General features: G+C 62.1%; 29 protein-coding genes. 13 read left to right on the top strand and 16 right to left on the bottom strand.

All coding sequences use genetic code 11. The features are described 5' to 3' along the window. Nucleotides 1-64 precede the first annotated feature (64 nt). Complete coding sequence (locus P0111_00515) at nt 65-457, top strand: phosphoribosyltransferase family protein (protein ID MDF0642484.1); 393 nt, start codon at nt 65-67, stop codon at nt 455-457. Here the strand turns inward: P0111_00515 and P0111_00510 are convergent. The 3 genes from P0111_00510 to trxC all read right to left on the bottom strand — a co-directional run bounded on the left by P0111_00510 (nt 441) and on the right by trxC (nt 1,892). Further along, nucleotides 441-827, bottom strand: coding sequence for a c-type cytochrome (locus P0111_00510; protein ID MDF0642483.1), 387 nt, complete (start codon nt 825-827; stop codon nt 441-443). The two genes, P0111_00515 and P0111_00510, sit on opposite strands and share 17 nt — an antisense overlap. 65 nt (nt 828-892) lie before the next feature. Beyond that, entirely contained in the window at nt 893-1,147 is a 255-nt protein-coding gene (locus P0111_00505; GenBank protein MDF0642482.1) for a hypothetical protein, read from the bottom strand. Nucleotides 1,148-1,457: 310 nt separating this feature from the next. Beyond that, a complete protein-coding gene (gene trxC, locus P0111_00500; protein ID MDF0642481.1) occupies nt 1,458-1,892 on the bottom strand; it encodes a thioredoxin TrxC in 435 nt (144 codons plus the stop codon). A gap of 357 nt (nt 1,893-2,249) precedes the next feature. Between trxC and P0111_00495 the strand changes: the two genes are divergently transcribed. The 6 genes from P0111_00495 to P0111_00470 all read left to right on the top strand — a co-directional run bounded on the left by P0111_00495 (nt 2,250) and on the right by P0111_00470 (nt 5,884). Beyond that, nucleotides 2,250-2,453: a dodecin family protein gene (locus tag P0111_00495; GenBank protein MDF0642480.1), complete on the top strand. Its 204-nt coding sequence runs from the start codon at nt 2,250-2,252 to the stop codon at nt 2,451-2,453. Nucleotides 2,454-3,131: 678 nt separating this feature from the next. Beyond that, the gene (locus P0111_00490; protein MDF0642479.1) at nt 3,132-3,605 is read left to right on the top strand and encodes an Hsp20/alpha crystallin family protein; all 474 of its coding nucleotides are present in this window, start codon (nt 3,132-3,134) and stop codon (nt 3,603-3,605) included. Nucleotides 3,606-3,643: 38 nt separating this feature from the next. Continuing rightward, entirely contained in the window at nt 3,644-3,799 is a 156-nt protein-coding gene (locus tag P0111_00485; GenBank protein ID MDF0642478.1) for a hypothetical protein, read from the top strand. A 43-nt stretch (nt 3,800-3,842) separates the two neighbouring features. Further along, a complete protein-coding gene (locus P0111_00480; protein ID MDF0642477.1) occupies nt 3,843-4,520 on the top strand; it encodes a phosphoribosyltransferase in 678 nt (225 codons plus the stop codon). A gap of 133 nt (nt 4,521-4,653) precedes the next feature. Then, nucleotides 4,654-5,511, top strand: a complete 858-nt coding sequence (locus tag P0111_00475; GenBank protein MDF0642476.1) for a universal stress protein — start codon at nt 4,654-4,656, stop codon at nt 5,509-5,511. Between the two features lie 10 nt (nt 5,512-5,521). Continuing rightward, nucleotides 5,522-5,884: a cytochrome c gene (locus tag P0111_00470; GenBank protein MDF0642475.1), complete on the top strand. Its 363-nt coding sequence runs from the start codon at nt 5,522-5,524 to the stop codon at nt 5,882-5,884. 248 nt (nt 5,885-6,132) lie between these two features. Here P0111_00470 and P0111_00465 read toward each other — a convergent pair whose 3' ends face one another. The 10 genes from P0111_00465 to P0111_00420 all read right to left on the bottom strand — a co-directional run bounded on the left by P0111_00465 (nt 6,133) and on the right by P0111_00420 (nt 15,444). After that, entirely contained in the window at nt 6,133-7,566 is a 1,434-nt protein-coding gene (locus tag P0111_00465; GenBank protein MDF0642474.1) for a CYTH and CHAD domain-containing protein, read from the bottom strand. Between the two features lie 50 nt (nt 7,567-7,616). Beyond that, a complete protein-coding gene (locus P0111_00460; GenBank protein MDF0642473.1) occupies nt 7,617-8,102 on the bottom strand; it encodes a hemerythrin domain-containing protein in 486 nt (161 codons plus the stop codon). A gap of 151 nt (nt 8,103-8,253) precedes the next feature. Then, nucleotides 8,254-9,327, bottom strand: a complete 1,074-nt coding sequence (locus P0111_00455) for a cytochrome c peroxidase (GenBank protein ID MDF0642472.1) — start codon at nt 9,325-9,327, stop codon at nt 8,254-8,256. Between the two features lie 221 nt (nt 9,328-9,548). Then, a complete protein-coding gene (locus tag P0111_00450) occupies nt 9,549-9,818 on the bottom strand; it encodes a hypothetical protein (protein MDF0642471.1) in 270 nt (89 codons plus the stop codon). A 15-nt stretch (nt 9,819-9,833) separates the two neighbouring features. Beyond that, nucleotides 9,834-11,240, bottom strand: coding sequence for a c-type cytochrome (locus P0111_00445; protein MDF0642470.1), 1,407 nt, complete (start codon nt 11,238-11,240; stop codon nt 9,834-9,836). Nucleotides 11,241-11,269: 29 nt separating this feature from the next. Continuing rightward, nucleotides 11,270-11,884, bottom strand: a complete 615-nt coding sequence (locus P0111_00440) for a c-type cytochrome (GenBank protein MDF0642469.1) — start codon at nt 11,882-11,884, stop codon at nt 11,270-11,272. A 246-nt stretch (nt 11,885-12,130) separates the two neighbouring features. Next, a complete protein-coding gene (locus tag P0111_00435) occupies nt 12,131-13,336 on the bottom strand; it encodes a sulfite oxidase (GenBank protein ID MDF0642468.1) in 1,206 nt (401 codons plus the stop codon). Next, nucleotides 13,333-13,749 (bottom strand): OsmC family protein, encoded by a 417-nt coding sequence (locus P0111_00430; protein MDF0642467.1) that lies wholly within the window; start codon nt 13,747-13,749, stop codon nt 13,333-13,335. Before P0111_00430 ends, P0111_00435 begins: the two co-directional genes overlap by 4 nt. Before the next feature lie 51 nt (nt 13,750-13,800). Continuing rightward, a complete protein-coding gene (locus P0111_00425; GenBank protein ID MDF0642466.1) occupies nt 13,801-14,019 on the bottom strand; it encodes a DUF2892 domain-containing protein in 219 nt (72 codons plus the stop codon). A 192-nt stretch (nt 14,020-14,211) separates the two neighbouring features. Beyond that, nucleotides 14,212-15,444, bottom strand: a complete 1,233-nt coding sequence (locus P0111_00420) for an acetate/propionate family kinase (protein MDF0642465.1) — start codon at nt 15,442-15,444, stop codon at nt 14,212-14,214. A gap of 229 nt (nt 15,445-15,673) precedes the next feature. Between P0111_00420 and P0111_00415 the strand changes: the two genes are divergently transcribed. The 6 genes from P0111_00415 (at nt 15,674) to P0111_00390 (ending at nt 19,961) form a co-directional block, all read left to right on the top strand. After that, nucleotides 15,674-17,128: a histidine kinase gene (locus P0111_00415; GenBank protein MDF0642464.1), complete on the top strand. Its 1,455-nt coding sequence runs from the start codon at nt 15,674-15,676 to the stop codon at nt 17,126-17,128. Further along, on the top strand, nt 17,115-17,777 hold the full coding sequence (locus P0111_00410) for a response regulator transcription factor (GenBank protein ID MDF0642463.1): 663 nt from the start codon (nt 17,115-17,117) through the stop codon (nt 17,775-17,777). The genes P0111_00415 and P0111_00410 overlap by 14 nt, the downstream gene beginning before the upstream one ends. Nucleotides 17,778-17,910: 133 nt before the next feature. Then, complete coding sequence (locus P0111_00405) at nt 17,911-18,384, top strand: DsrE family protein (GenBank protein MDF0642462.1); 474 nt, start codon at nt 17,911-17,913, stop codon at nt 18,382-18,384. A gap of 224 nt (nt 18,385-18,608) precedes the next feature. Further along, a complete protein-coding gene (locus P0111_00400) occupies nt 18,609-18,833 on the top strand; it encodes a hypothetical protein (protein ID MDF0642461.1) in 225 nt (74 codons plus the stop codon). After that, entirely contained in the window at nt 18,793-19,131 is a 339-nt protein-coding gene (locus P0111_00395) for a TlpA disulfide reductase family protein (protein MDF0642460.1), read from the top strand. The genes P0111_00400 and P0111_00395 overlap by 41 nt, the downstream gene beginning before the upstream one ends. A 65-nt stretch (nt 19,132-19,196) precedes the next feature. Continuing rightward, nucleotides 19,197-19,961, top strand: coding sequence for a cytochrome c biogenesis protein CcdA (locus P0111_00390; protein ID MDF0642459.1), 765 nt, complete (start codon nt 19,197-19,199; stop codon nt 19,959-19,961). On the opposite strand, the gene P0111_00385 is transcribed toward P0111_00390, so the two are convergent. From P0111_00385 to P0111_00375, 3 genes are all read right to left on the bottom strand, one after another. Next, nucleotides 19,958-20,446 (bottom strand): hypothetical protein, encoded by a 489-nt coding sequence (locus P0111_00385; protein MDF0642458.1) that lies wholly within the window; start codon nt 20,444-20,446, stop codon nt 19,958-19,960. The genes P0111_00390 and P0111_00385 overlap by 4 nt on opposite strands. 254 nt (nt 20,447-20,700) lie before the next feature. After that, complete coding sequence (gene ftsH, locus P0111_00380; GenBank protein MDF0642457.1) at nt 20,701-22,527, bottom strand: ATP-dependent zinc metalloprotease FtsH; 1,827 nt, start codon at nt 22,525-22,527, stop codon at nt 20,701-20,703. Nucleotides 22,528-22,709: 182 nt separating this feature from the next. Beyond that, nucleotides 22,710-23,867, bottom strand: a complete 1,158-nt coding sequence (locus tag P0111_00375; protein MDF0642456.1) for an ABC transporter permease — start codon at nt 23,865-23,867, stop codon at nt 22,710-22,712. Between the last annotated feature and the right edge of the window lies 1 nt (nt 23,868).

The following is a 23,868-nucleotide window of genomic DNA, read 5'->3' as shown; positions in this document are numbered from 1 at the left end:
CCCTGATGGCTTGGTCTTGGCGCTGCCCCGCGACGGCGTGGTGGTGGGGTAGCGGCTGAGCCTTGTGCTTCACTTTCCGCTCGATGTCTTCATCGCCTGGAAACACGGTTCGCCGGTGAATCCCGAATCTGCGCTGGGCGCGATCACCGAGGTGGGCAATCTCTATGTGAACCCTCTGAATGCCGGTGATGGTGGATCGCTGCCGGAAGCGGTCGAGGCTCTGGCGGTGGAAAAGAAAGCCGAACTCCTCCGACGCCAACGGCTGTACCGGGAGGGCCGTCGTCTCATGGATCTCAACGGGCGGCCGGTCGTGCTCGTGGACGACGGGATCGCCGCAGGGGCGACGTTTCTGTCGGCCGTGGAGGCGCTTCGCGCCCAGGCACCAAGGCGACTCGTTGCTGCGCTACCGCTCGGTCCGGTGGAGACGTCGGCGACGGCGGCTATGGAAGCGTCCTGAGCCAGGCCAGAATATCGGCCAGTTGCCGATCAGTGATCGAACCCTTCAACGGCGGCATCATATGCCGTCCCTCGTGCACGATCTTTCGGAAGACCTGCTCGTTCGACAGCAGGGGATTGCCCGCCAAACGAGGACCAATGTTCCCCTCCGCTCTCGGGCCGTGGCATACGACGCAACTGGCATCGTACAGCTCCTTTCCCCGAGGGGCGTCTCCGGCGGAAGAGTCTGAGACGGTCCCGGCCAAAGGGTGCCTGTCGCCATCTTGATGGCTGCCGTCGTTCGCCGGCGAGACGTTGCCGTGCAGGACGATGGCCGTCGCCATGAAGCTCAGCGATAGGATGAAGGCTCTCCGGATGCGATGAATCGACATGCTCGCGATCGTCCTCTCCTGCATGTTCCGACTCAAGCCGATCACCGGGATGTTGCGGCGCTTTCCTACCGGAGCAGCGCCAGGAAGGCCAACGTATCGGCAAGTTCCTGATCGGTTATCGTCGTGTCCGGGAACATACCTGTTCCAGGGTGGGCTTTTCTGATGGCCTTGGCTCGCTCTCGGTCCGTCCTCAGCCGGAGCGCTTTGGGATTGCGCAGCTCAGCCGGCGCCGGATTGAGCCGCTCGATAAGAGCGGCGGTATCGGCTCGATGCGCGGGAGCTTGTCTCGCCGTCCGTCCTTTCCGTGGCAGTAGGAGCAAGCTCCCTTTCCGTTGAACACCGCCCTTCCAGCCTCCACATGATCCCGCTGTTTGCCTGTGGACTCTCCGGAAGCGGCTTGAACCGGAACGAGGCAGAGGACCGTTGCGCCCAACAGGAGCAGTCGAATCCACATATTGGCCCGGTGCAAGCGGTGCGCCAATCGATCGATCACGGTGTTTCCCGCTTCCTTCCGCGTCATGAGATCCCTCCGTCAGGCGAGAGCATGGCAGCCGTTCTGTTTGTAAGAGCTGCCTCGTCGCAGATGTTGCGCTGTTCCTGTAACGGTCGTTGCGTCGAGCCCCCTCGGTCTTACACATTTGCCCGCACCCAGCGCACGATGTCCTGCGCTCCCAAGGCGCCTGGTTGCCGTGCCAGTTCTCGGCCTCCGCGGAATGCCATCAGCGTCGGAATGCTGACGACGCGGAACCTGGTCGCAAGATCTCGTTCCTCCTCCGTGTTGACCTTGGCCAGCCGAATCTGAGGCTCCAATGTCGTGGCCGCCCGTTCGAAAGCGGGCGCCATCGTGAGGCATGGACCGCACCAGGGTGCCCAGAAGTCCACGACCAGCGGAACGTCGGAGCGCGACGCATGGAGATCGAAGTCCTCTGCCGTCAGCCTGATCGGATGGCCGGTAAATAGCGGCGCATGACACGAGCCGCAGTTGGGCCGGTGGGCCAGCCGTGTGGTCGGGACACGGTTGACACTTCGACAATGGGGACAGGGGATGTGAATCGTTTCGTTCATCGAGCGGCACACGCGTGTCTCTCGAGACACTTCCAATGCACTCCCAATGCCACACTCCTGTCAATATTGCCTTGAATGAAGCATCTGGGCGCTGCCCCCGACGTATATTCGTTCGGGTCCGTTCCAACAATAAGACGGCGGGACTTGCCAACAATCCTGTCAACGAGAGGATCGCCTTGCACCGTACCTCAACGCCGGCGGACGCCTCCGTTCAGAGCGACTCCTCCCCGGCGGGGTGAGCGATTGGCGCGGCAGAAGGTCTTCTGTGAACAGTTCGGCACGTACCTTGCTGCCTGCCTATACGGTGTCGAAGAGCAGGAGGCGTTCACGACACTCCGGCTGAAAGGAGTCAATACCATGTCCATTGCCAAGATTATAGAGATCAGTTGCGAATCGTCGAAGAGTTTTGAGGACGCCATTCAGAGCGGTATTGCTCGAGCGTCGAACACGATCCATAACATCAAAGGCGCATGGGTAAAGGAACAGCACGTCGTCGTCGAAAACAATAAGGTTTCATTGTTTCGGGTGGACTTAAAGGTCACATTCGTGCTCGATCAGTAGTCAATACTCACCGCATGGACTTACAAGATCGGCTGAGGAGCGCGGGAGCAAGAAGGAGCGCTCTCCAATCAACGATCCACGACTGCAGATCTTGGATGTACTTGTGACGCTGGGTTGCTGCCGACGCGTACGCACAACGCAGGGCTTGAACGGAGGGTAGTGCGTTCAAGGCCGTCGGTTGTCGCATGTTGCCACTTTTGCTTTTTCAGGCATGAGGAGTTCTGCAACAGATTCGAACTTCCACGCCGTCCTTCCTGCGCCACCTGGTTCGGCCCCCCTCCGCTCTGGAACGCCTCCGCATCGCTTTCATCAGCGATGCCTGGTCGATCGGACAGAAGGTGTTCAACCCTTATTCTGGTGAGAGACTCCACAGTAGGCTGAGCCCATCTCTCCTGTAATGCTACAGTTTCCCGGCCAGTGGTCTGCAAGCAACCTCTCAAACTGATTGAATCTTCGAGGGTTGCCCATCTTGCAGGGCAGAACTTGCGTGTGGCACTACAGATGCACCCGCAGCTATACAGCCCCGCACGTTTGTCTAGGGGAACCCCGCATGGAAACCCACGGGGATATCCGTCAGTGTCTGTCGGAGATTATGGAGCAGTCACTCGGCTGTGATGGGGAGCAGATCAGGTGCACAGGTGCAGTAGGGCTCGAAGAACGAAGAAAGGAGGATATGCCATGGCGGGTCTAACGAGATGGGAACCGATCGCACGGTGGAGTCCGCTGAGAGGTCTTGAGGAAATGGAAAAGCGTCTTTCTGGCGTGGTCGGACGCGCCATCGGAATGCCCAATGTCGAAAAGGAGGAAGCGATTACGGTGGCCGAATGGTCGCCGATGGTGGACATCACAGAGGATGAAAACGAGTACGTCGTCAAGGCTGAAATCCCCGAAATGAAAAAAGAAGACATCAGGATCAAAATTCACGACGACGTGCTGTCCATTTCCGGCGAGCGAGAGCATGAGAAAGAAGAGAAGGGAAAGAAGTATCACCGGGTCGAGCGGTCGTACGGAAGCTTCGTGCGAAGCTTCACCCTGCCCGAGGATGCCGATGGATCCAAGATTGCCGCCGAATACAAGGACGGCCTCCTCAAGGTGCATTTGCCCAAGTCCGAAAAAGCCAAGTCAAGAGCTGTGGAGGTCAAGATTGTCTGAGGCTCCGAGAGGCCGGGATCAAGACGAGGGAGGGCAGCATGTTTCGCCATCCGCATTATCTCGACGTTCCATGGGAGATTCACTGGCATGATACGTCCGGCACAACGCATCGGCGTCTGTGGTGGCTGGTCGCCATTGTCGTATTGTCGGCGATGTTCGTGATCGGTGTCGGAGTCCTCAGCGGAAAGATGTGAGCGTCCGTCTGATCGACGCCGTGTCGGGAAAGCCGAGTGGCTTGTGATTTTCCGAAATCGTGAAGAAGCGGGTCGACGGTTAGCGGGAAAGCTGCAGCAGTATCGCGATGAGCCGGACGGCCTGGTCCTCGCGCTGCCCCGCGGCGGCGTGCCGGTCGGCTATCAACTGAGCCTGGAACTCCATCTTCCTCTCGACGTGTTCGTGACGCGCAAGATCGGACTGCCCGAGAATCCCGAGTACGCCCTAGGCGCCATCAGCGAAACGGGAAATGTCTATTTGAATCCCGATGCCGTGGGCGAGTTCCGTTTGTCCTATCAGGAGGTCGAAGGCCTCGTGCAAATTCAGCGCGAAGAGATCCGCAGGCGGCAGGGGCTCTACCGGCGTGGCCGGCATTCAGCGTTGCTGAAGGATCGATGCGTGATTCTGGTTGACGACGGCGTCGCCACCGGCGCGACGTTTTTCGCCTCGGTGGCGGCCATCCGCAATGAATCGCCGCGCCTGTTGGTCGCTGCCATCCCGGTGGGTCCCATGGAAACCATCGAGAAAGCCAAGCCGCTGGTGGATGACCTGGTGGTGCTCGCGATGCCGGAGCCTTTCTGGTCCGTCGGAGAACACTATATCGAGTTTGCCCAGGTGTCGGACGACGAGGTCGTGAAGTACCTCAATTCGGCGGATGCGTCGCATCGTGATCGGATGAAAGGGCGTCGTCTTCACGGTTGAGTTGAACAGCAACGCCCTGTAGCATGCCCTGTCATGGAGATCAGGATGAGGACGTTGCCGGACCTCTCCGTTTGTCTGAAACTCAGCACTCAGACTCGGCGCTGAGCACTACTGGAGCGACAAGGATTGTCCGATGAAAATCGTGATGGGAGTAGACTGGTCGGAGGAGGCATTCACCGCGGTGAAGCAAGTGTTGCAGCTCTATCGCCCGACGGAGGTGATCCTGGTTCACGGCATCGAAATGGGCATCTTCGAATATCCGGCGCTCGCCCAGATCGCCAACGTGCAGGGGTACGAAGAATTTCGCCGCGCGCTGGCCGACGCGGGGAGGCAGGTTTTGGATCGGACGGAGCAATTGCTGCCGGCCGGCGCTGCCGCGATCAAGCGAGTGAACGAGATCGGCAACCCCGCCCGCCTGATTCTTGAAGAAGCGAAGACCAGGCAACCCGATCTGATTGCGGTCGGCGCGCGCGGCAAGGGCCGGGTGGCGGAGGCGGTGCTGGGCAGCGTGTCTCATCGAGTGTTGATGCATGCGACCTGTCCGACGCTGGTCGTCCGGGGTGAGGCCAGGCCGGCGCGGCGTGTGCTGGCGGCGGTGGAAGGGAAGGACGATGCCGAGCGCCTCGTCCAATGGTTGCGATGTCACCCGTTCATCAATCCGGTCGAACTCTGCGTCCTCAGCGTCGTGGTGCCGCTGAAGACCGGTGGGCTGTTCACGGCGGCGGGCATTGAATCGTGGGCGACGGCGGCGCAGGGCTATGCCGAGGACTTGGTGAGCAATGTCGCCGCATCCTTGTCGCCTCCCGCGTACAGAGTCACGACCAGAGTGGCGACCGGTGAAGCAGCCGCTACGGTGGCGGAGCAAGCGAAGGATATGGACCTCGTCGTCGTGGCCTCTCACCAGCGTCATGGCGTAGACCGGTTTCTCCTCGGAAGCGTGTCGCATTCCATCGTGCATCGGGTAGCCGGTCCCGTCCTCGTCATTCATTGAAAGGAGGAACATGAACGTCACAGGCCTTGTCATCGGACTTACGATCGTGTTCGCCGCGGCCTTGGGCGTATCAGCCCAAACCGTCCGCGGGAACCCTCAGGAAGGCGAATCCATTTTCAAACAACATTGCCTCCGTTGTCATGGAGAGAAGCTGGACGGAAACGGTCCGGACAGCGGAGATCTCATCGTCAAGCCCACGAATTTCCTTGCCCCCGCGATCCGCAACAAGTCGGATTGGGAGCTGCTCGTCACGATATCGAACGGCGTGCTGTTCACGCCGATGCACTCCTTCCGAGGCAAACTGAAGGATCAACAGATGCTGGATGTCCTGTCGTACATCCGTTCGGTCGCCCCGTTTGATACGGTAAGTTAGACGCTACCCGGTGGTGCCGGTCAATGCTGTGTCTCGTCGTCGCGCGGCAATCGAGTCGTTGAAGACCGTCACTCACTCACAGACCGTTGCCGTCATCGGGGCCTCGCGCGACAAACGGTCTATCGGCTCGCGGCGGCTCGAAGGGCTCCAAACCCGACGGGACTCGCAGACTCAAGATCGTCCGGCCCGCCGAAGCGATCGTCGTCCCATCGATCGCGCCGTGATCGCCGTGTCTCCAGAAACGTCCTTCACCGCCAGAGCTTGGCCGCGCGCCGCTCCAGCTTGGACCAGACGGCAGGCAACGACGCTCTCATCTCACGGCGACGCTCACACTGACGTTCGATGAGGCGGCCCAGGGAGACGGCGGTGAGCTTCCCTCGGGAACGCCGGAGCAGCTTGCGAAATCGTTGCTCGCAGACCACGGCATCCTGGTGTTCTCCCAGCAGGTCCTGAAGGGCTCGGATCTGACGGATGACTCGCGTGGCCGGTTTACCGAGAGAGGCCTCCGCCAGTTCAGTCGCGTACCGTGCCCGTTTGCCTTTGATGCGGATCTTGTGCAGCGCTTTGTCGCTCGCCTCGGAGCCGCCTTTACGCACGGCGCGGCGAAGTGTCCGGTACTCCGCGTGAGCGATCTCGAGCAGCGAGACCGTGTCTCCTGTGACCACTGGAAATTGAGCCGCGGCTTCCAATCGATCGAGCAGTGCAAGATAGCGGTCGCTTTCGAGCGCCTGCATCAGCAGATCGCGCGCTTCCGTTCGTTCGCGTTGCAATTCATCGATCACCGGCTGAAGCGCCCGCCGTTCCGGATGACGAAACGCGGCGCGTTCGGCGTTGAGATAGCTCAAGAGGACATCGAGGTCGCGCACCGGCCCAAGCATGCGACCCAGCCAGGCGAGTTCGGTCCTGAGGGCCTCAGCCCATTCAGGATTGAGCATTGGAGCTGCCGCGCGGAGGTAGGCTCGAAGCCGCCTGGCCGACACCCGCATTTGGTGAAGGTCCTCCGGGTCGCTGCCGAGACGCGTGCCGGGATCGTGCAAGAGCAGTCTGGACGTTTCTCCGCGCAGGAGGGCTTTTACCTGCTCGATCGGCTCGGGGCCTGAAGGGGTTCGGCTGATCGGGGATGGCGGCCATCCCAGGATCCGGAAGAACTTCGGCCGCGGGTCCCCGTCGCGCGCGCCGGCCTCGCGAAGCCTGTTCTCGATTCGCGCGAGATCCTTCTCCGAGCCGTTGAGGAGCTCGATTTCCAGCTCGTACAGACGATGTGTGACGCGCCGGCCATCCAGCGAGGCGACGTCATCCATGACGACCTCAGCCAAGGGACCGTCGTCTCCAGAGACCCGAACCCCGGTCCGCTTCGTGCGGAGTCTGGCGAGAGGCCTGAGCGGCCGGCTACGGGTGTGAGCGAGGAGGATCTCGGTCAGCGAAGCGGGAGGAGCGGTGAGTTTGCCCGCGAACTCCAATTCCAAACGGCTGCCGTTCCGGGGGAGCTTCAACTGCCAGACTCCCGCTCGCGCTTCTGTGCGATAGCGGAGCGTGATCCCGCTTCGTGCAAGCCGGTGATCTTCGGTATCGAAATAGGTCGAGGTAAACGTCCGGGGCTTGATGGGTTCGCCGGGCAGATCCGGCAAACGAAACCCCCTCTCCACGCCGAGCTTGGTTTCTCGCTCCAACGTGTGTTTCATGACGGGGGTCATGTGCGAAAGACTCCGAACACCGAGTTTTCTGGCCTGCTTCAGGGCGGTGTGTTACCCCTGGCCAAAATGTCGGCTACCTGCAGCATCTCCTCCATCTTCCGATGGACCACCGCCCGCTCCTCCGGCGTGGTTACTCCATCGATGGATGGATAGAGCACGCGTTCTTCTTTCATGTTGTGCGCGGCGAGGAGCCCCAACAGAGCTTGTTCCTCTGCATCGCTGTCGGAGTTCTGCGCTTCCACCTTGTCGTGAATCGCTTCCAGCTGTTCAGCAATCCGGCGGTGCTCGGTCCGCATCACCACCGTCGGCCCGCTCTCGTACATGCCCGTCTTCTCTTCCCAGAGCGGGAAGAGGAGCTCCTCTTCCCACTCAATGTGTCGCTGCAGTCCGAACCTGAACTGTGTAAACGCGTCTTTCGCTTTGTCGAAGTTCGACCGTTTGAGGGTCTGAAACGACTTGAACAATTCGTCCAAGCGGTCGTGATCGTCCTCGAAGTATGAACTGATGGTCCTTGCATCCGTCATGTTCTTCTCTCCCACTTGCCTTCTCTCAGATGAAGGCGCCAATCCTTGTTACAGAGTCCTGTCCCGACCATTCTACCGTGTATTCGAGCTGGCAGGCCACGCAGGCCTTCGGCACATTGTTGAATGAGAGCAGGATCCGCTTCAGATCTCGTCACTTCGGCAACTTCGGCATGTCGAACTTGATGGGCTCACCGGTCAGCGCTTTCAAAAACGTGACCAGGTCGGCCTTCTCCTGTGGAGTCAGAGCGAGCGGCGTCAGCATGGGGCTCAGGTGCGGATTCTGCCCGCCGCCCTGATCGAGAAAATCCACCACCTCTTCAAGCGTCTTGAAGACGCCGTCATGCATGTAGGGCGCCGTCTCGGTAACGCTCCGAAGCGTCGGAGTCTTGAACGCCCCCTTGTCCTTCTCCTGCCGGGTGACGTAGAAGCGCCCTAAATCCTCTTTCATCGGCCCGACCTGGGCCACGCCCAGGTTATGGAACTCATTGTCCGTGAAGTTCGGGCCGTGATGACAGAGCACGCAACGCGCCTTCCCTTTGAACAGCGCCATCCCCCGGACAGCCGATTCATCCATCGCCGTGCTATCCCCCAGCACGTATTTGTCGAACGCCGAGTTCGTGGACACGATCGTCCGCTCATACGCGGCAATCGCTTCGGCGATTCCCTGCAGATTGACCTCTGTTCCGAAGACCGCCCGAAACTGCTCTCGGTAGCCCGTGATCTTGCCGAGCTTCTTCACCACGTTCTCATGGGTCTCCGCCATTTCAACAGGGTTGGCGATCGGTCCGATGGCCTGTTCCTCAAGCGACCCGGCGCGACCGTCCCAGAACTGGAGCGGATTGTGTCCCGTGTTGTACACGGTCGGCGCCTGCCGCCCTCCCACGCCTCCGCCGACTCCGATCGAGGTCTGGCGGGGATCGGCAAATCCCGTCATCGGGTTGTGGCAGAAGGCGCAGGAAACGGCATTATTCTTCGAGAGCCGGCCGTCGAAGTAGAGCTGCTTGCCGAGGTCCACCTTGGCCTTGTAACTCAGGTTGGTGGCCGGAATCGGCACAACGGTGGGCATCGGCCCGATGTCCGGCACGGTGATACCGTCCACGATAACCGTTCCGGCCGTTGCCGGCGATTGTGCCTGCACCCTGCTTGAACCGATCGCCGCGCCGATCAACAAGCCGGCTGTGAGCCAGCCGATCGTGGCAACAAGAACTCTTCTTCCGGTCAGCATGTTTCCTCCCTCGTTCCGGTGAGCTTCCCTACTGCGACGCCTGAGACCTCTCGATCGGGCCTCGCCGACCTCATGCCCAACAAGTCGGCGGCAGGCCGTCCTCGGGGTCAATACGGTATCATGGGCGGTCTTACTGCGCCATGCCGTTAGGTAGGGCGAGCCGAGATGAAATTGAATGTGGGAGAACGCGCGACCCTCGTCGTGCAGCAGGTATCACGTGATCAGCGATTGCAGCCTTCACCCTCGCAGCCGCCCATCGAATCTTGATGCTCCCTGCCGCTCATCCCGCTCCCGGGATCTCCCATGCACCGGCCATGGCCCATCATGCCCCGTCCACGGCTGCCCGAAAAGCTTCGTTCGGCTTCGTTCCAGAGCCAGAGCACCACGTCATGCCCCCGCGCACTCGCCGTCTTTGCCGCCGTGAAGGGAAGCGTTGCATTGTCGGGTCGTCCGTTCCCCGGCTGCCTGAAATAATGAAACTCGCCATGCATTCTTCCTTGTCGTTCCTATCGAGCGAGCGTTCTGATGTAATGAATCAGTTGCCAGACCTGATCGTCCGGCAATGCCGCGAACGACATCATGCCGGTCCCGGGCGAGCCGTTCTTGATGATCCAGAACAGCTGACCGTCCGGTATGTCCTTCATCATCGGGCCGCATGTGAAGTTGCGCGGCGGCGGCACGAGCGCGGCGCCCATGAACCCCTTCCCATCCCCCAGCTCGCCATGGCACATGACGCAGGCGACAGGCTGTGCGGTCTTGAGGAACAGCGTCTTGCCGGCATGGATTGTTCCGGTTGAGGCGGGAAGCGGATTCGTCATTGAGAGGAAGCCGTCCGGCGCCTTGGCGGTCTTTCGAGGTTGCATGCAGGCGTCGCCCTGGTCTCCGCTCGGCACATTCGCCATGGCCGGCGCCCCTCTGAACGTCGCCTTCAAGTAGGCGATCACATCGGCCACGCCCTGCTGGCCGATCGTCAGATTCCAATAGGGCATGCTGGGGGACTTTCCCATGGCTGCGCCGCCGTGATTGATCACGTTATAGAGATAATCCATCGGCAGTTTCTCGAACGGGATGTTGGCATGGATTGCCGGCTTCGGTTGCAGTCCTGAAGCGGCAGGACCGTCGCCCTTCCCCGTGAACCCGTGGCACTGGGCGCAATACTCCTTGTAGAGTCGTGTGCCGCGATCGACGCTCGCATGGGCGAACTCCTGACTCGTCCAGGGCTCGTAGTAGGTGAAGTCCTTGACCCCCTGCGCGGCAAGATACCCGATCACCGCCCGGAGTTGCGGATCGGTCGCGTCGGCGAGAAATTCCCCGGTATGGACGATGAAGTCCTGCGGATTCTGTCCGAAACGATAGAGCCAGTCCAGGTTGTAGCGCTGGCCGGCGTTCTGAAGCGCGATGCTCTGCGGTCCGCCGATGAGCGTCCCGTTCTCTTCGATCGTATGGCAGCCCAGGCAGGCATGTGCCTTATAGGCCATCCCGCCGAACGTCACATCGAATTTGCTCACCTTCGACACGTCGAAGGCGCCGACGTTCACCCGCGGATCTTTGTTGTTCTGCTCGAAATACTCGGCGATGGCGTTCGCGTCGGCCTCGCTGACGACCGGGTGCTTCATCGCGCCTTCGCTGAGATCCCAGCGATAACCCTTCGTATAGAGCGGCGCTTCTTTCCCGGTGAGCCAGCGGATCAGCCAGGGGCGCTGATACTTGCTGCCGGCCCAAATCAGATCCGGCGCCCTGAGATTGAAGCGCGACTCGGCCGTACCTTGCAGCCGATGGCATCCGACGCAGGCCTGCTCGAGCAACTCCTTGGCGCGCTGGTGATCGCTTCCGAAGAGCAACTTCGGCGTCGACATCACACCTGCCAGAACGAGTAACGCACCACCGATGACCAGCCCGCGTGCCGCGCGCATCTTCCAACCCCCTTTCGATTAAGCAACCTTCACCGAGATGTTTCCCTTGCCGACAACCACGCATGAACGTCCGCGATGTCCTGCTGGCTGAGCACCGAGCCCCAGGCCGGCATCGGCCCGCGACCGTGCAGGACCGTCTCCCAGAAGAGGTCCTCATACTTGAGGATGGGATTGCCCGCCAGCTTCGGTCCCATGCCGCCCTCGGCGCCGGCTCCGTGGCAGGCCTGGCAGTTGTGCTCAAAGATCCCGGCGCCTCGTTGCGCCACGCCGATCAGCGGGCCGTCGGCCTGTGTCTCCGGGACCAGCGGCTCCGCAGTACCCAGCTCAATCGGCGCAAGCCGTTCGGGAGCCCGTGGATGGTACCGGGCCGAGAGATAGCGCACGAGCAGGTCCGCCTCATCCTGCGAGACCTGGGCACCCCATCGCGTCATCTTTTCAACGATCGCTTCCCATCGCTCGCGCGGGAGCCGCTGTTGCGCGATCAGCTCCTCGCTATGGCAGACGGTGCAGCGGGCGACGATCAGGCCTTCCGCCCGCGGGGCCAGGGCGACGGCGATCGAATGGCTGTCGTCTTCCTGCGCGGCCGTCGTCAAGACGACGGACAACAGGCTGCCGATGATCACGATGCCGGAGATGGCCCGCATATCTCGCCTCACAGGGGGTCAGGAACCATGTGTCGCCCTTGGAGAAGGGCTCAGGTCCCACGCGAAGCGCGGAGAATGGGACCAGACCCCGCGCTTCGTGCAAATGGTTCCTGACCCCTCTCCTTCACCAGTTTTCCACCGCACGCCTGATTGTGACCGGGACAGGCACCGCCGCCGACGGCGGAGCCAGTCCCCTCATCCGCCTGCCGAAGCCATGCGGCGGGCAGGCCGATGCGAAGAAGGGTGTCAGTCCCCGACCGTCACGGTCACGCGGTCCCAGCCGTTCCAGAGAAATCCGCCCGGGTTCCAGGGCGACGTAGCCGGCTGCACGGCCCCCACATCGTCCGTCGCTCGACACAGAATCGAAACGGGGCCGGCGCTGCGTGGGGTCCAAGCCAATTGCCATTGTCGCCAGGCGTACGGCTGCTCTTCTCCGATAAACCGGGCCGGCTGCCAGCTCTTCCCTTCGTCAAGGGAGAGGTCCACTGCGAGAACCCTCGATTCCCCGCTCCAAGCCACGCCCTGAATCATGACCGGCGCCAAGGGCACCGTGGCGCCTTCTGCCGGCGTGGCGATCAGCGACTTCACCACCATCGCTTCCACCGGTCTGGTCCGGCGGCCGTCCGCCACTGCTCCCGGTTCAAGCGGATCGAGCGGGAGACGATAGGCCGTCTGCATGTAATAACCGTCCGATTCCTCGGACCGCAGGGTGATGTCGGTCAGCCATTTCGTAGAGGCGTCCGCCATCCAGCCCGGCGTGATGACCCGAAGCGGCGCCCCATGCAGGAGCGGCAGCGGACGCCCGTTCATCTCGTACGCGAGAATCGTGTCTGGATGAAGCGCTTTCTCCAACGGAATGCTTCGCGTGAACAGCGGCACCGTTGCGAGCGCCGGTCGGTCCGCACCTTGGAATTGTACGTGGCGCGCGTCCTCACGGATCCCGACCAACCGGAGCACATCGCGCAGTCGCACACCGGTCCATTGGGCGTTGCCGACCGCTCCACGTTCCCACTGCACGCCGGCGACGCGCGGCCTGTGGAACGCGCGGCCGTTGCCGCTGCACTGCAGCACCGCGGTGACGGTCACGGCCTCCAGGCGCTTGACGTCGCGGAGAGTCAGTTCTCGGGATTGTTCGACCAAGCCGGCGATGCGGAGTCTCCAGCCGGCTTCGCCGACGGCCTCCGGCGGAGGAGGACCGAAGTGGCTCCGAACGAAGAATCGATGATTCGGCGTGAGGAAGGACACGAACTCGCGAGCCGGGGTTTCGGCGTCGTACGGCCGGCCCACGCGGATCGTGAGCGGTCCGGTATCTCTGGGGACGTCGCCATCCTCGCCGGTCGGCGCGGCTGCGAGTCGTCCGCCGGCCAGAAGCCCTGCCGCGCCGATGCCGCCCAGCAGCCGCGTCAACCAGGTTCGACGCGAGATGATCCTCGCCGCTCCGCCGGCGCTCATGCATTCGCCTCGCCGGGGCCTGATTGGATCAATTCGATGTCGAGCTTGGGCGTGACCACGACCGACTGATGCACCGTGCAGCCATGCGCTGTCTTGAGGAGTCGCTCCTTCAATTCAGGCGGAACGGGATGCGGGAGATGCACAGACAGCCCAATCCGTCCGACACGGTGCGGTCTCTCGTCCGTCGCCCATTCGGCCTCGATCGTCAATCCTTCTCGCGGAATCCCGTGCCGCGCACAGAATCGTCCGACAAAATAGGCGACACAAGCAGCCATGGATCCGACGAACAGCTCCACCGGGCTCATGCCGGCGTCCTCCCCTCCGTCCGCCACCGGTTGATCCGTCACGACATGATGACGGCCGCTGGTGATCTCGTACTGTAGGCCTCGCTGATAGGTCGCGCGTAGTTTCATGATCTGAATGGCGCCGCGTTTGTGCTCCGTTGCGAGCAGGCGGCCGCTCCCCTAGCGCTTGGCCGCCGGATGAGCGGCACAGGTGTTGAGACCCAGCAGTGCCCACAGCGGGCAGAAGCTGATCGCTCCCGTCACCAAGGCGATGGTGCCCGCGACAAGCGTGACGCCCGTCGCCACCGGCGACAAGCCGGCGAAGGCTCCGATTCCCAACAGCAGAATGCCGATCAGAAGACGGATGGACCGTTCGACCTTTCCCAGATTGCACGGCATCTCGCACCTCCTTGTGATGTCCTGTTGAGTCTGAGACGCTCTGCAACAGAAGGATTCATCCTGTCGGCATGTGCGACGGTCGTGCCAGGAGGAGGATGAACTCGTGGGGTAGTTTCAGGATGATGGAAAGTCAGTGGGGTCAAATTCCCCAAGCTCGCGAGCGGCGCCGGTGCAAGATGCCACAGCCGCCGATCATCGGGATGCCGCGCAATTTCCCGGTGAATCGCCGCCCAGCAGTTCGTAGACCGACCGGGCAATCTCACTCTCCTCGTCGGTGGGAATCAGTCGAACGGTCACCTGCCCGTCCGGCCTCGACAGCACCGGTTTGCCGGCGCGGTTCCGCTGCGGATCGATCGTGATCCCCAAGAACTCCATGCCCTCGCAGATCCGCGCGCGAACCGGTCCCGCATGTTCGCCGATGCCGCCGCTGAAGACCAGGGTGTCCAATCCGCCCAATGTCGCGGCCAGGGCTCCGATTCCCTTCTTGGCATGGTAACAGAACAGCGCGACCGCTTCGGCGGCTCTGGGATCGCCGGTTTCCTGCGCCAGCAAGTCGCGCATGTCCGGACTCAATTCGGACAGGCCGAGCAGGCCGGATTCTCTGTTGACCATCCGGTGGAACCGTTCCACGTCCATGCCTTCCGTTCGAGCCAGGTAGGCAACGATTCCGGGGTCCAGGTCGCCCGAGCGTCGGCTCATCGGCAGACCCGAGGTCGGTGTAAACCCCATGGTGGTCTCCACGCTCCTGCCCCGATGCACCGCCGTCAGGCTGGCTCCGTTGCCGAGATGGGCTAGTATGACTCGGCCGTCGGCTTCTCCGGCTTTCCCGATCCGAGCCACCTCTCGCATCAGAAAAGCGCAGGACAGGCCGTGAAATCCGTATCGGCGCAGCCCCTGCGCGGCATAGCGGCGCGGGATGGGCAACAGGGACGCCACGCGGGGCAGGCCGTGATGGAACGCCGTGTCGAAACAGGCCACCTGGGTGAGGTGCGGACATTGTCGGCCGATGGTTTCAATCAAGGAGATTTCCGACGGCAGGTGCTCCGGGTCGTACGGGCTGATCCGCCGCAACTCCGCCAGCATGCCCGGCGTCACACGTTCGGGCCGGCTGTAGGTCAAGCCGCCATGGACGACCCGATGGCCGACGGCGTGTAGATGGGTGAGGCCGACGGTCTGCTCCAGCCATTGCATGAGCAATTCTGCACCGGTTGCATGATCGGGCACGGCGACCGTTCGGTGCTCCGACTCCCCGGTCGCGGCGGGAGTGATCACCATCCCGCTGTCCGGTAATCCGATCCGGCTGACCAAGCAACGTACCGTCGGGACCGGAGGGTTCTCGCTTCGAAACAAGGCGGCCCTGAGACTGGAGGAGCCTCCGTTGACGGTGAGTAGGAAGGGGCCGGAGCCGCGCGTCGATTGTGGCATGTTGAGAGGTCCGTGACTGTGCCGCTATGACCGGTCCTTGCCGGAGATCCTGTACAGGTCCGATTCTCTTATCATCATAGGAATCGTGTAGGGAATAGGCAATTGCTCATGGACTGAGCCGCCGCCCGGCTCTGCCTGTGGGAGATTGATTGGAATGGGAGGTGTTTATTAACGTCCGTGAGATTCGCTACTATGGCATGCCGGTCATCGACGTTGCTTGGTGAGCAGGATGCGGACCACCTCGCCACTCCTTCTGGCGCTCGCGCTCGTCGGTTCATTTCTCTGTCTCTTCGTACTGACCGGAGTGTTGCAGGCCGAATGGCCCGAGTGGCGCTGGCATCAGATGCCGCTCCACTCGACCATGGAAGCGCTCGGCGGACTGGCCTCCATCGCCATGGCGGTCATGCTGCTGCAGAAGCACGATGAACGTGCCGGTCGTCGGTTGCGTGCTCCGGCGGCGGGGTTCCTCGGCATGGGCATCCTGGAGTTGTTTCACGCGGCGGCGCAGCCGGGCGACGGATTCGTCGTACTGCGGAACATGGCCAGTCTGATCGGCAGCGCGGGATTCGTGATGCTCGGTCGTCGTCGGCCCGATCACGACGAGTCGGGACGAGCCTGGCTGCCCTGGGGCATCACGGCCGGCGCAACGCTCTTCGGGATATTGACGATTGCGTATCCCGATCGGATTCCCGAAATGATTCGGAACGGGGAATTTACCCCGACGGCGGTGGCGCCGCAAAGTTTCGCCTGTCTCTTCTTTCTCGCGGCTTCGGCGCGATTGCTGTGGGATTATCGGCAATCGGCCGACAGAGCGGATCTGGTACTGGCCTCCCTGGCGGGTCTGTTCGGGATGGCGGAACTGATGTTCATGTACTCGATTCCGTGGGACGGCCGCTGGTGGTTCTGGCACGGCCTGCGCCTGGCTGCGTATCTGCTCGTATTAGGGGAGGTGGGGCGCGGCTACCTCCGCACGATCTCGGATCTGAACCGGTCTTTGGAACATACGACGTTGGTCCAGCGAGCGCTGCGGGAAAGTGATCAAGACCTCCGGCGCAGTCTCGAGGATCGGGAACGGATCGCCCAGAATCTTCATGACGGCATCATCCAATCGCTCTATGCGGTCACCTTGAGTCTCGAACGGTGCCAGCGGTTCGTGACGGAGCGCGCCGGCGACGTCGTCGGCCTGTTGGGATCAGCCATCGCCGATCTCACACTCGTCATCCGCGACTTGAGAGGGTATCTGGTCGGACTGGAGCAGCCGATCCTCAACGGACGCGAGTTGGAAACCGCATTCGGTTCCTTGGTACGGAGTATGGCGGGCCCGGCGCATCCGCTCTTCCGGTTGGCGATCGATCCGGCCGCGGCCGACTTGGTCACCCCCGAACAGGCGGCGCATCTGTTGGCAGTCGCCCGGGAGGCCGTGAGCAACAGTCTGCGGCACTCCGGAGCCACAACCGGCATGGTGTCGCTTTGCATGGATGCGGGCCACGTGCGTCTGATCGTGGAAGACAATGGAACGGGATGCCGGCCGTCGGCTTCCCCTAACCAGGGGCACGGGCTCAAGAATATGGCGGCCCGCGCCAGGGCGCTCAAAGGAAGGTTCGATATCCTCTCTGAGCCGGATCGCGGGACGCGCATCATTTTCGATCTGCCTGATCACGAGGCGTCGCATGCGTCGGCCTGAGGCCAAGACGATCCGGCTGTTGCTGGTGGACGACCATGAGGTGTTGCGCATCGGCCTGCGCACGCTGTTTACCGAAGCCGGAGGATTCGATGTCGTCGGAGAAGCGGGTACCGTGGCCGGCGCGGTCACTGAGGCCCTGCGGCTCAAACCGGATATCGCGCTGATGGATGTACGCCTGCCGGACGGCAGCGGAATCGAAGCCTGCCGATCGATCCGCGCGGCGCAGCCGGACATCGCCGTGCTGTTTTTGACCTCCTTTGCGGACGACAACGCAGTGCTGGCGACGATCTTGGCCGGAGCCGGTGGATTTCTCCTCAAGGAGGTCAGCGGCGATCACCTGATCAATGCGGTGAAGATGGTGGCCGGCGGTCAATCGATTCTGGATCGCGGCGCGACGCAGCGGGTGCTGGCCCATGTGCAAACGATGACGGGCGGGACCGCCGCAGACCAGCGGGATCCCCTCTCGCCCCAGGAGCAGCGGGTCTTGGCGCTGGTGGCCGAAGGGCTGACCAACAAGGAAATCGCCGCCTCGCTTTCGCTGAGCGACAAGACGGTCGGCAACTATCTCGGTCATATCTTCCAGAAGCTCCACGTCACGCGCCGCACGCAGGCGGCGAGATACTTCACCCAGCGACTTCCCAACAAATAGAGGCGTTTTCCCCTATCGGTAGGGGAAGAAAAGGCGGCAGCGCCGGGGATCTCTCCTCTGCCGGTCCGGCCGTTGAATGGATAGGCTGTGCTCAGAAGCCTTGCAACAGGCCGTTCATCACAAGGAGGAACCCATGAAGATGCCATCGATCATGCAGGTACCGGGACTCGCGCTGACGCTGTTTGCCATCGGCATTCTGGCGGGCTGGTCGAATCCGTCTCACGCCGCGGATGGAGTTCCCAATGAAAGGGTCAAGGTGCTGTACCACGTCGACGGGAAGGATCCGGAGGTCGCGAAATACGCACTGGCGCTCATCAACAAACACATCGATGCGGAAGGAGGCCCGGACAAGATCGATGTGGAGCTGGTCGTCCACGGCCCCGCGCTCGAGCTGTTCGAGAAGGACAACATGGATGCCGAGATGACGAAGCGGTTCGGCCAAATCATCGAAAAGGGCGCCAAGGCTGAGATGTGCCAGGTGTCCATGAAGGCCTTCGGGAAGACGATCGACAACTTGGCGAAAGGATTTGTCGCGACGTTGCACCCGGTTGCCGTCAAACGGATCGCGGATCTTCAAAAAGAAGGCTACCTGTACATCAAGCCTTAACCCACATTATTCATGAGCGCTTCTACTGCAACCGCCGATACGCCGCTGCGACTAGCCAGCATGCGGCCTCGAACGCATGCTGGCGGGCAGGCTCGCGCCTCGCGACCTCAACATACTGTTTCAAGTATGCCTCGGCGCTCCGCGCGCCCATCTCGCTTGGCGTCTTGGCGATTTCGTCACGAACCGTCATGAATAATGTGGGCTAACAAAGGAGGACCGCAATCATGTCTCGCGTCACCGCAGCCATGCTTGGTCTCGTGATCGTGCTGGCCGTCCCGGCGGGATTCGGTGTCGGAACGGGGGCGCCGGCCGCCGACGCGGCGTCGAGCGCCGCGCCGGCCTTCGAACTGGTGACTCTGTCGGGAGAGGCCTACAGCCACGCCTCACTCAGAGGTACAGCCGGCGCTACTGGTTTTCTGGGCTCCCTGGTGCAAGGTATGTCAGCGTGAACTACCGGCCCTCGCGACGTTTTACGAGCGGGACAAGCCGAACGCTCTCCGGGTCGTGTCGATCGGGTTTGCCGACACGAGGAGCCACGTCGAAGCCTTCGTGAAAGAACGTCCCGCCACCTTCGTCTTTCCGACGGCCTACGATGAAGACCGTTGGACGGCTCAGGCCTTCAAGGTCAACGCTACGCCGACCTACGTGTTGCTGGATGTCCGTGGCGACATTGTGTTGGTCCACCGTGGAGGCGGGATACTCCAGAACCCTCAGTTTCGCGAGTTTCTCTCGACGCTCAAAGGATGACGTGACCCCTCGACGGCGGGAGAGCAGACTCTCTTCCGCCGCGTACTGAAACCGGAACCGTCGCCATGCTGGAGACTCTGCCACATACGTCCTTGCTGACGGCCTTTCTCGCGGGCTTGGTTTCGTTCGTTTCGCCCTGCATCCTTCCCCTCGTGCCCTCCTATGTCATGGTGATCACCGGACTGTCGCTGGATCAACTGTCAGCCCCGCTCGAGCGCCGGATCCGGCGCAGGACGATCCTCGGCAATGCGCTTTGCTTCATCGGCGGATTCTCGGCGATCTTCATCGCGTTCGGAGCGTCGGCCAGCTTCCTCGGGCAGCTCCTGGCCGACTATCAAGCCCTCATCAGAAAGATCGGCGCGGTGATCATGATCCTGTTCGGCCTGCAAGTGACGGGGCTCGTGCGGCTCGGGTTCCTCATGGTGGAGAAACGTGTCCATCTGCGCCGCCCTCCGGTCGGTTTTCTGGGGTCATGGTTGATCGGCGCCACGTTCGCCGCGGGTTGGACACCCTGTGTCGGTCCGATTCTCGGCACCCTGCTGCTGTATGCCGCCACGGCCGACACCCTGGCCGACGGTGTGACGTTGCTGGCCTTCTACGCGCTGGGACTGGGGTTGCCGCTGCTGGCGGCGGCGCTAGGATTGGACCGTTGTCTCGCCTATCTGAAGCAGGCGGGACCCTGGGCAAGCCTGCTGTCGAAAGCAAGCGGCATTGTCCTCATCGTGCTCGGAGGGGTGCTGTACGCCGATGCCTTCTCGAACGTGACCGCCTTCTTCGAACGGTACGGGATCGGCGTGGCGGTGGATCTGGAGGACGGCCCGCCGGGCTAGCTGCTGCGGGCCAAGAGGGCGGCGGCGACCAGCACCGCGAGCGCGGTCAGGAGGGCAAGACGCGGAACCAGCCTGGATGCGCTCAGCAAGAACCGATCCTGCGCCGTCCAGGCTGCAGTCGGTTGCGAGCCGATGCGAAGGACGCGCGGGCCGACGAGGAGGTCATGCAACAGTGTGAACAGAAGGAGCAGGCCGACGAGCGTCAGCTTCACCCAGAGAACGATCGGCCACGAGGACGGCTCCGTGATGGAGAGCCCTCTGGCTTCCAGCAGCAGCGGACCGGTCCCGATCAGGACGACGATCGCCAGTCGGACGACGAGGCGAAAGCGGCGGGCGGCCGCGCCGAACAAGACCTTGACGGAGGACGGGTCGTCGGCCTGCCGCAACAGCGGTGCCAGGACCAACGACAGGAACAGCATGCCGCCGATCCATGTTACGGCGGCGCCGATGTGCAGGGAGATGAGAGTCAACGACAGAACGGACATCAGCAATCAGTTACGCATTGGAGCCATGACAGGTCGTCAACGGTTGCCGCCGCCGTGCCGGCTCACGTTCAGAGATTCGCGTCGAGACCATACGTGATTCCCGAGCGATCCTCAAGGACCGAGCGCGCCTCGCACCGGCCGGTTCGAGGACGCCATCCCCTGTGCTTCCGTCTTGGCTCGGCTGAGACTGATTGATCGCGGGCTCAAACGGAGGTGTGCCAGCTCATCGGTACGCTGCGGAATCCGCGGCGCGTTTACCGATTGTCCATGATGGCTTTCAATTGCTCTCCGGTGATGACCTCCCGCTCCAGCAGAAGCTTGGCCCCTTCTTCCAGGGCAGCCTTTTTCTCGGCGAGAAGCCGTTTCACCCGCTCATACTCTCCATCAATAATCCGCCGGACTTCGCAATCAATTTCCCTGGCGGTTTCTTCCGAATAGTCGCCCTTTTCGGCAGGACTCTGGATCTGCATGAATTGAGGCTGCCGCTCCTGTTCGAGGGTCACTGTGCCGATCTTCTCGCTCATGCCGTAGGCCTTCACCATGCTTTTTGCGATGTCGGTTGCCTTCAACAGATCGTTCTGCGCGCCGGTGGAGGCCTCGCCGAAAATCAACTCCTCGGCGGTCCGACCGCCGAGGAGAACCGCGATCTTGTTCTCCAATTCAGACTTGGCCATGAGGAAGCGGTCCTCGGTCGGGAGTTGGAGGGTATAGCCGAGCGCGGAGATTCCGCGAGGAATAATCGAGATCTTCTGTACCTGATCGGATCCCGGGATGGACAGCGCGACCAACGCATGTCCCGTTTCATGATAGGCGACCCGTTCCTTCTCCATCTTGTTCAGGACGCGGTTTTTCTTCTCCAGGCCTGCGATCACACGCTCGACGGCTTCCTGCAATTCTTCGCTCCCGACGCGGTCTTTCCCCCGCCGGACGGCCAGGAGGGCGGATTCGTTGATTACGTTGGCGAGGTCTGCGCCGGAAAACCCCGGTGTCATGCCGGCGATGATTCCGAGGTCGGCGTCCGGTCCCAGCGCAACCGACCGCGCGTGGACCTTGAGAATGGCGAGCCGGCCGTTCTTGTCCGGCCGGTCCACGAGGACGTGCCGGTCGAATCGTCCGGCTCGGAGCAGCGCGGGATCGAGAATTTCCGGACGATTGGTGGCGGCCATGAGGATGACGCCGATGCGCGGGTCGAAGCCGTCCATCTCGACCAGCAGTTGGTTGAGCGTCTGTTCGCGCTCCTCGTGCGCCATCGGCCCCATTCCCCTCGCCTTGCCGAGGGCGTCCAACTCGTCGATGAAGATGATGCAGGGCGCCTTGCTCTTGGCCTGCTCGAAGAGGTCGCGCACGCGGGCCGCCCCGACCCCCACGAACATCTCGACGAATTCCGAGCCGCTGATACTGAAAAACGGCACGCCGGACTCGCCTGCGACGGCCCGGGCCAGCAAGGTCTTGCCCGTGCCGGGTGGACCAACCAACAAGATACCTTTCGGAATCTTGCCGCCGAGCTTGGTGAACTTCTCCGGCGTCTTGAGGAATTCCACGACTTCCCGCAGTTCTTCCTTGGCCTCGTCCACACCGGCCACGTCGGCGAACGTTACTTTGATGTCCTTCTCCATGTAGATCTTGGCCTTCGACTGCCCCACCCTCATGAAGCCGCCCTGTGCCTGGCCTAGCCGTTGGATGAAGAAGAACCAGATGCCGACGAACACGAGCGCGGGCAAGATCCACGAGAGGAGGTCACGCAGAAACGTGGACTCGATGACTCCGGTGACCGTGACCCCGTGTCCGCTGAGGTCCCGCACCAAGTCGGGATCCTCGATCCGGATGGTCGTGAAGAGCTGCGGCTCCCTTGCCGCTTCTTTCGATTCTCCCTTGGTCTCTCCCACCGGTTTCAACTTGCCGGTGATGGTTTGGGCGCTGACGGCGACTTCGGTGACGTTGTTCTCGGCGACCAGCGTCTTGAACCGGCTGTAGGGAATCTCTTCGATCTTGTTCAGCGTCGAAATAAAATCGTGCAGGAGAATGACGGCCCAGATCGCGAGAAAGACGTACCAAATGGAAAACGAGACTTTTCTGTTCATGTGGAGCTCCTTGGAGAGCGACTCCGGCACGGCCGGTGCCTATCCGGTTGTTCGCGAGCGATCCCTGGGTGCGAAGCTCAGGAGATGAGTATAAGACGGACGGCCGGCGCGATTGCAATCGCGATCCTCCACGCGACACGGCCGTGGGTTCCGTCAACCGCCTCCGGGGTTCCGTCGAAAGACTATTCGAATTGCCGCCGGAACCGCCACATCCCGAAGGCGAACAGTCCCCCGCCCAACAGCGCCATGGTCCCCACGGACTTCCAGAGCATGTCGAGTCCGGCGCCCTTCAAGAGGACGCCGTACGTGATGTCGATGTAGTACCGAAGCGGCGAAATCCCCATGACCGTTTGCACCCACTTGGGCATGGATTCATAGGGGGTCGTGATGCCGGACAGCAACAGCATCGGACCCACGAGGAACAGCGTGATCATGCCCACCTGCGCCTGGTTTCTCGTCACCGTGGCCGCCACCAGACCCAAGCCCGAGGTGGTGAACACGTACAGGCCCGTCAGCAGAAAGAACAGCCAGGCCGGCCCCTTCATTGGCACGTGAAACAGCGGCTGCAGAACGCCGTACACCGCGATGAAAGCGCAAAGCAGGATGACGGCCGTCATCGCCAGGACTTTGGACAGCATGATCTGCACTGGGGAGAGCGGAGAGACGAGGAGTTGTTCGATGGTGCCCCGCTCTTTTTCGCGGACCAACGCCGCAGCCGGCAGCAGCACGGCGAAAATCGTGATGGTGCGCAGCAGATGGGAGATCGATTGGAACCACGTCTCGTCCTGGTTGGGGTTGAACCACACGCGATGAGCGCTCACGACCATGGGCATGGCGGACTGCGTCGGGCCAAGACCGACGGACGCGAGCCCGACTTCGGCGCCGAAGCGACTCACGATTTGTGCCGCGTAGCCGGCGGCCGACAGGCCCTGTGGCGCATTGGTCGTATCCACCAGCAGTTGGACGGCCGTGGCTTCCCGCCCGGCGAGAGCCTCATGAAACCGGGGCGGAATGTCCAACACGACCATGGCCGTACCTTCATCCATGCGCCGACGCCCATCGCGCGGGTCGTCGATTTCGCCCTTGAAGCGAAAGTAGGGCGGCTGAAAGCGGTGGATGAGCTCGCGCGACGACACGCTGTGATCCGCGTCATGCACCAGCAGGTCGGCGTTCCGCAGTTGCATGGTGAGTCCGACGCCGCTGACATAGACGGAGAGGGAAAACGAGTAGAGCAGGAACAGAAGGAGCGGGAGATCCCGTCCCAGTTGCCACACTTCCTTTTGGGTCATGGCGGCAAGACGGCGCCACCATCTGACCGCGCGGTGTCCGTCCATCGTCATG

Source organism: Nitrospira sp. (genome assembly GCA_029194535.1).
Classification (GTDB): domain Bacteria; phylum Nitrospirota; class Nitrospiria; order Nitrospirales; family Nitrospiraceae; genus Nitrospira_C.
The sequence above is the reverse complement of the archived record's forward strand: the minus strand, read 5'-3'. Positions and strand labels throughout refer to the sequence as shown.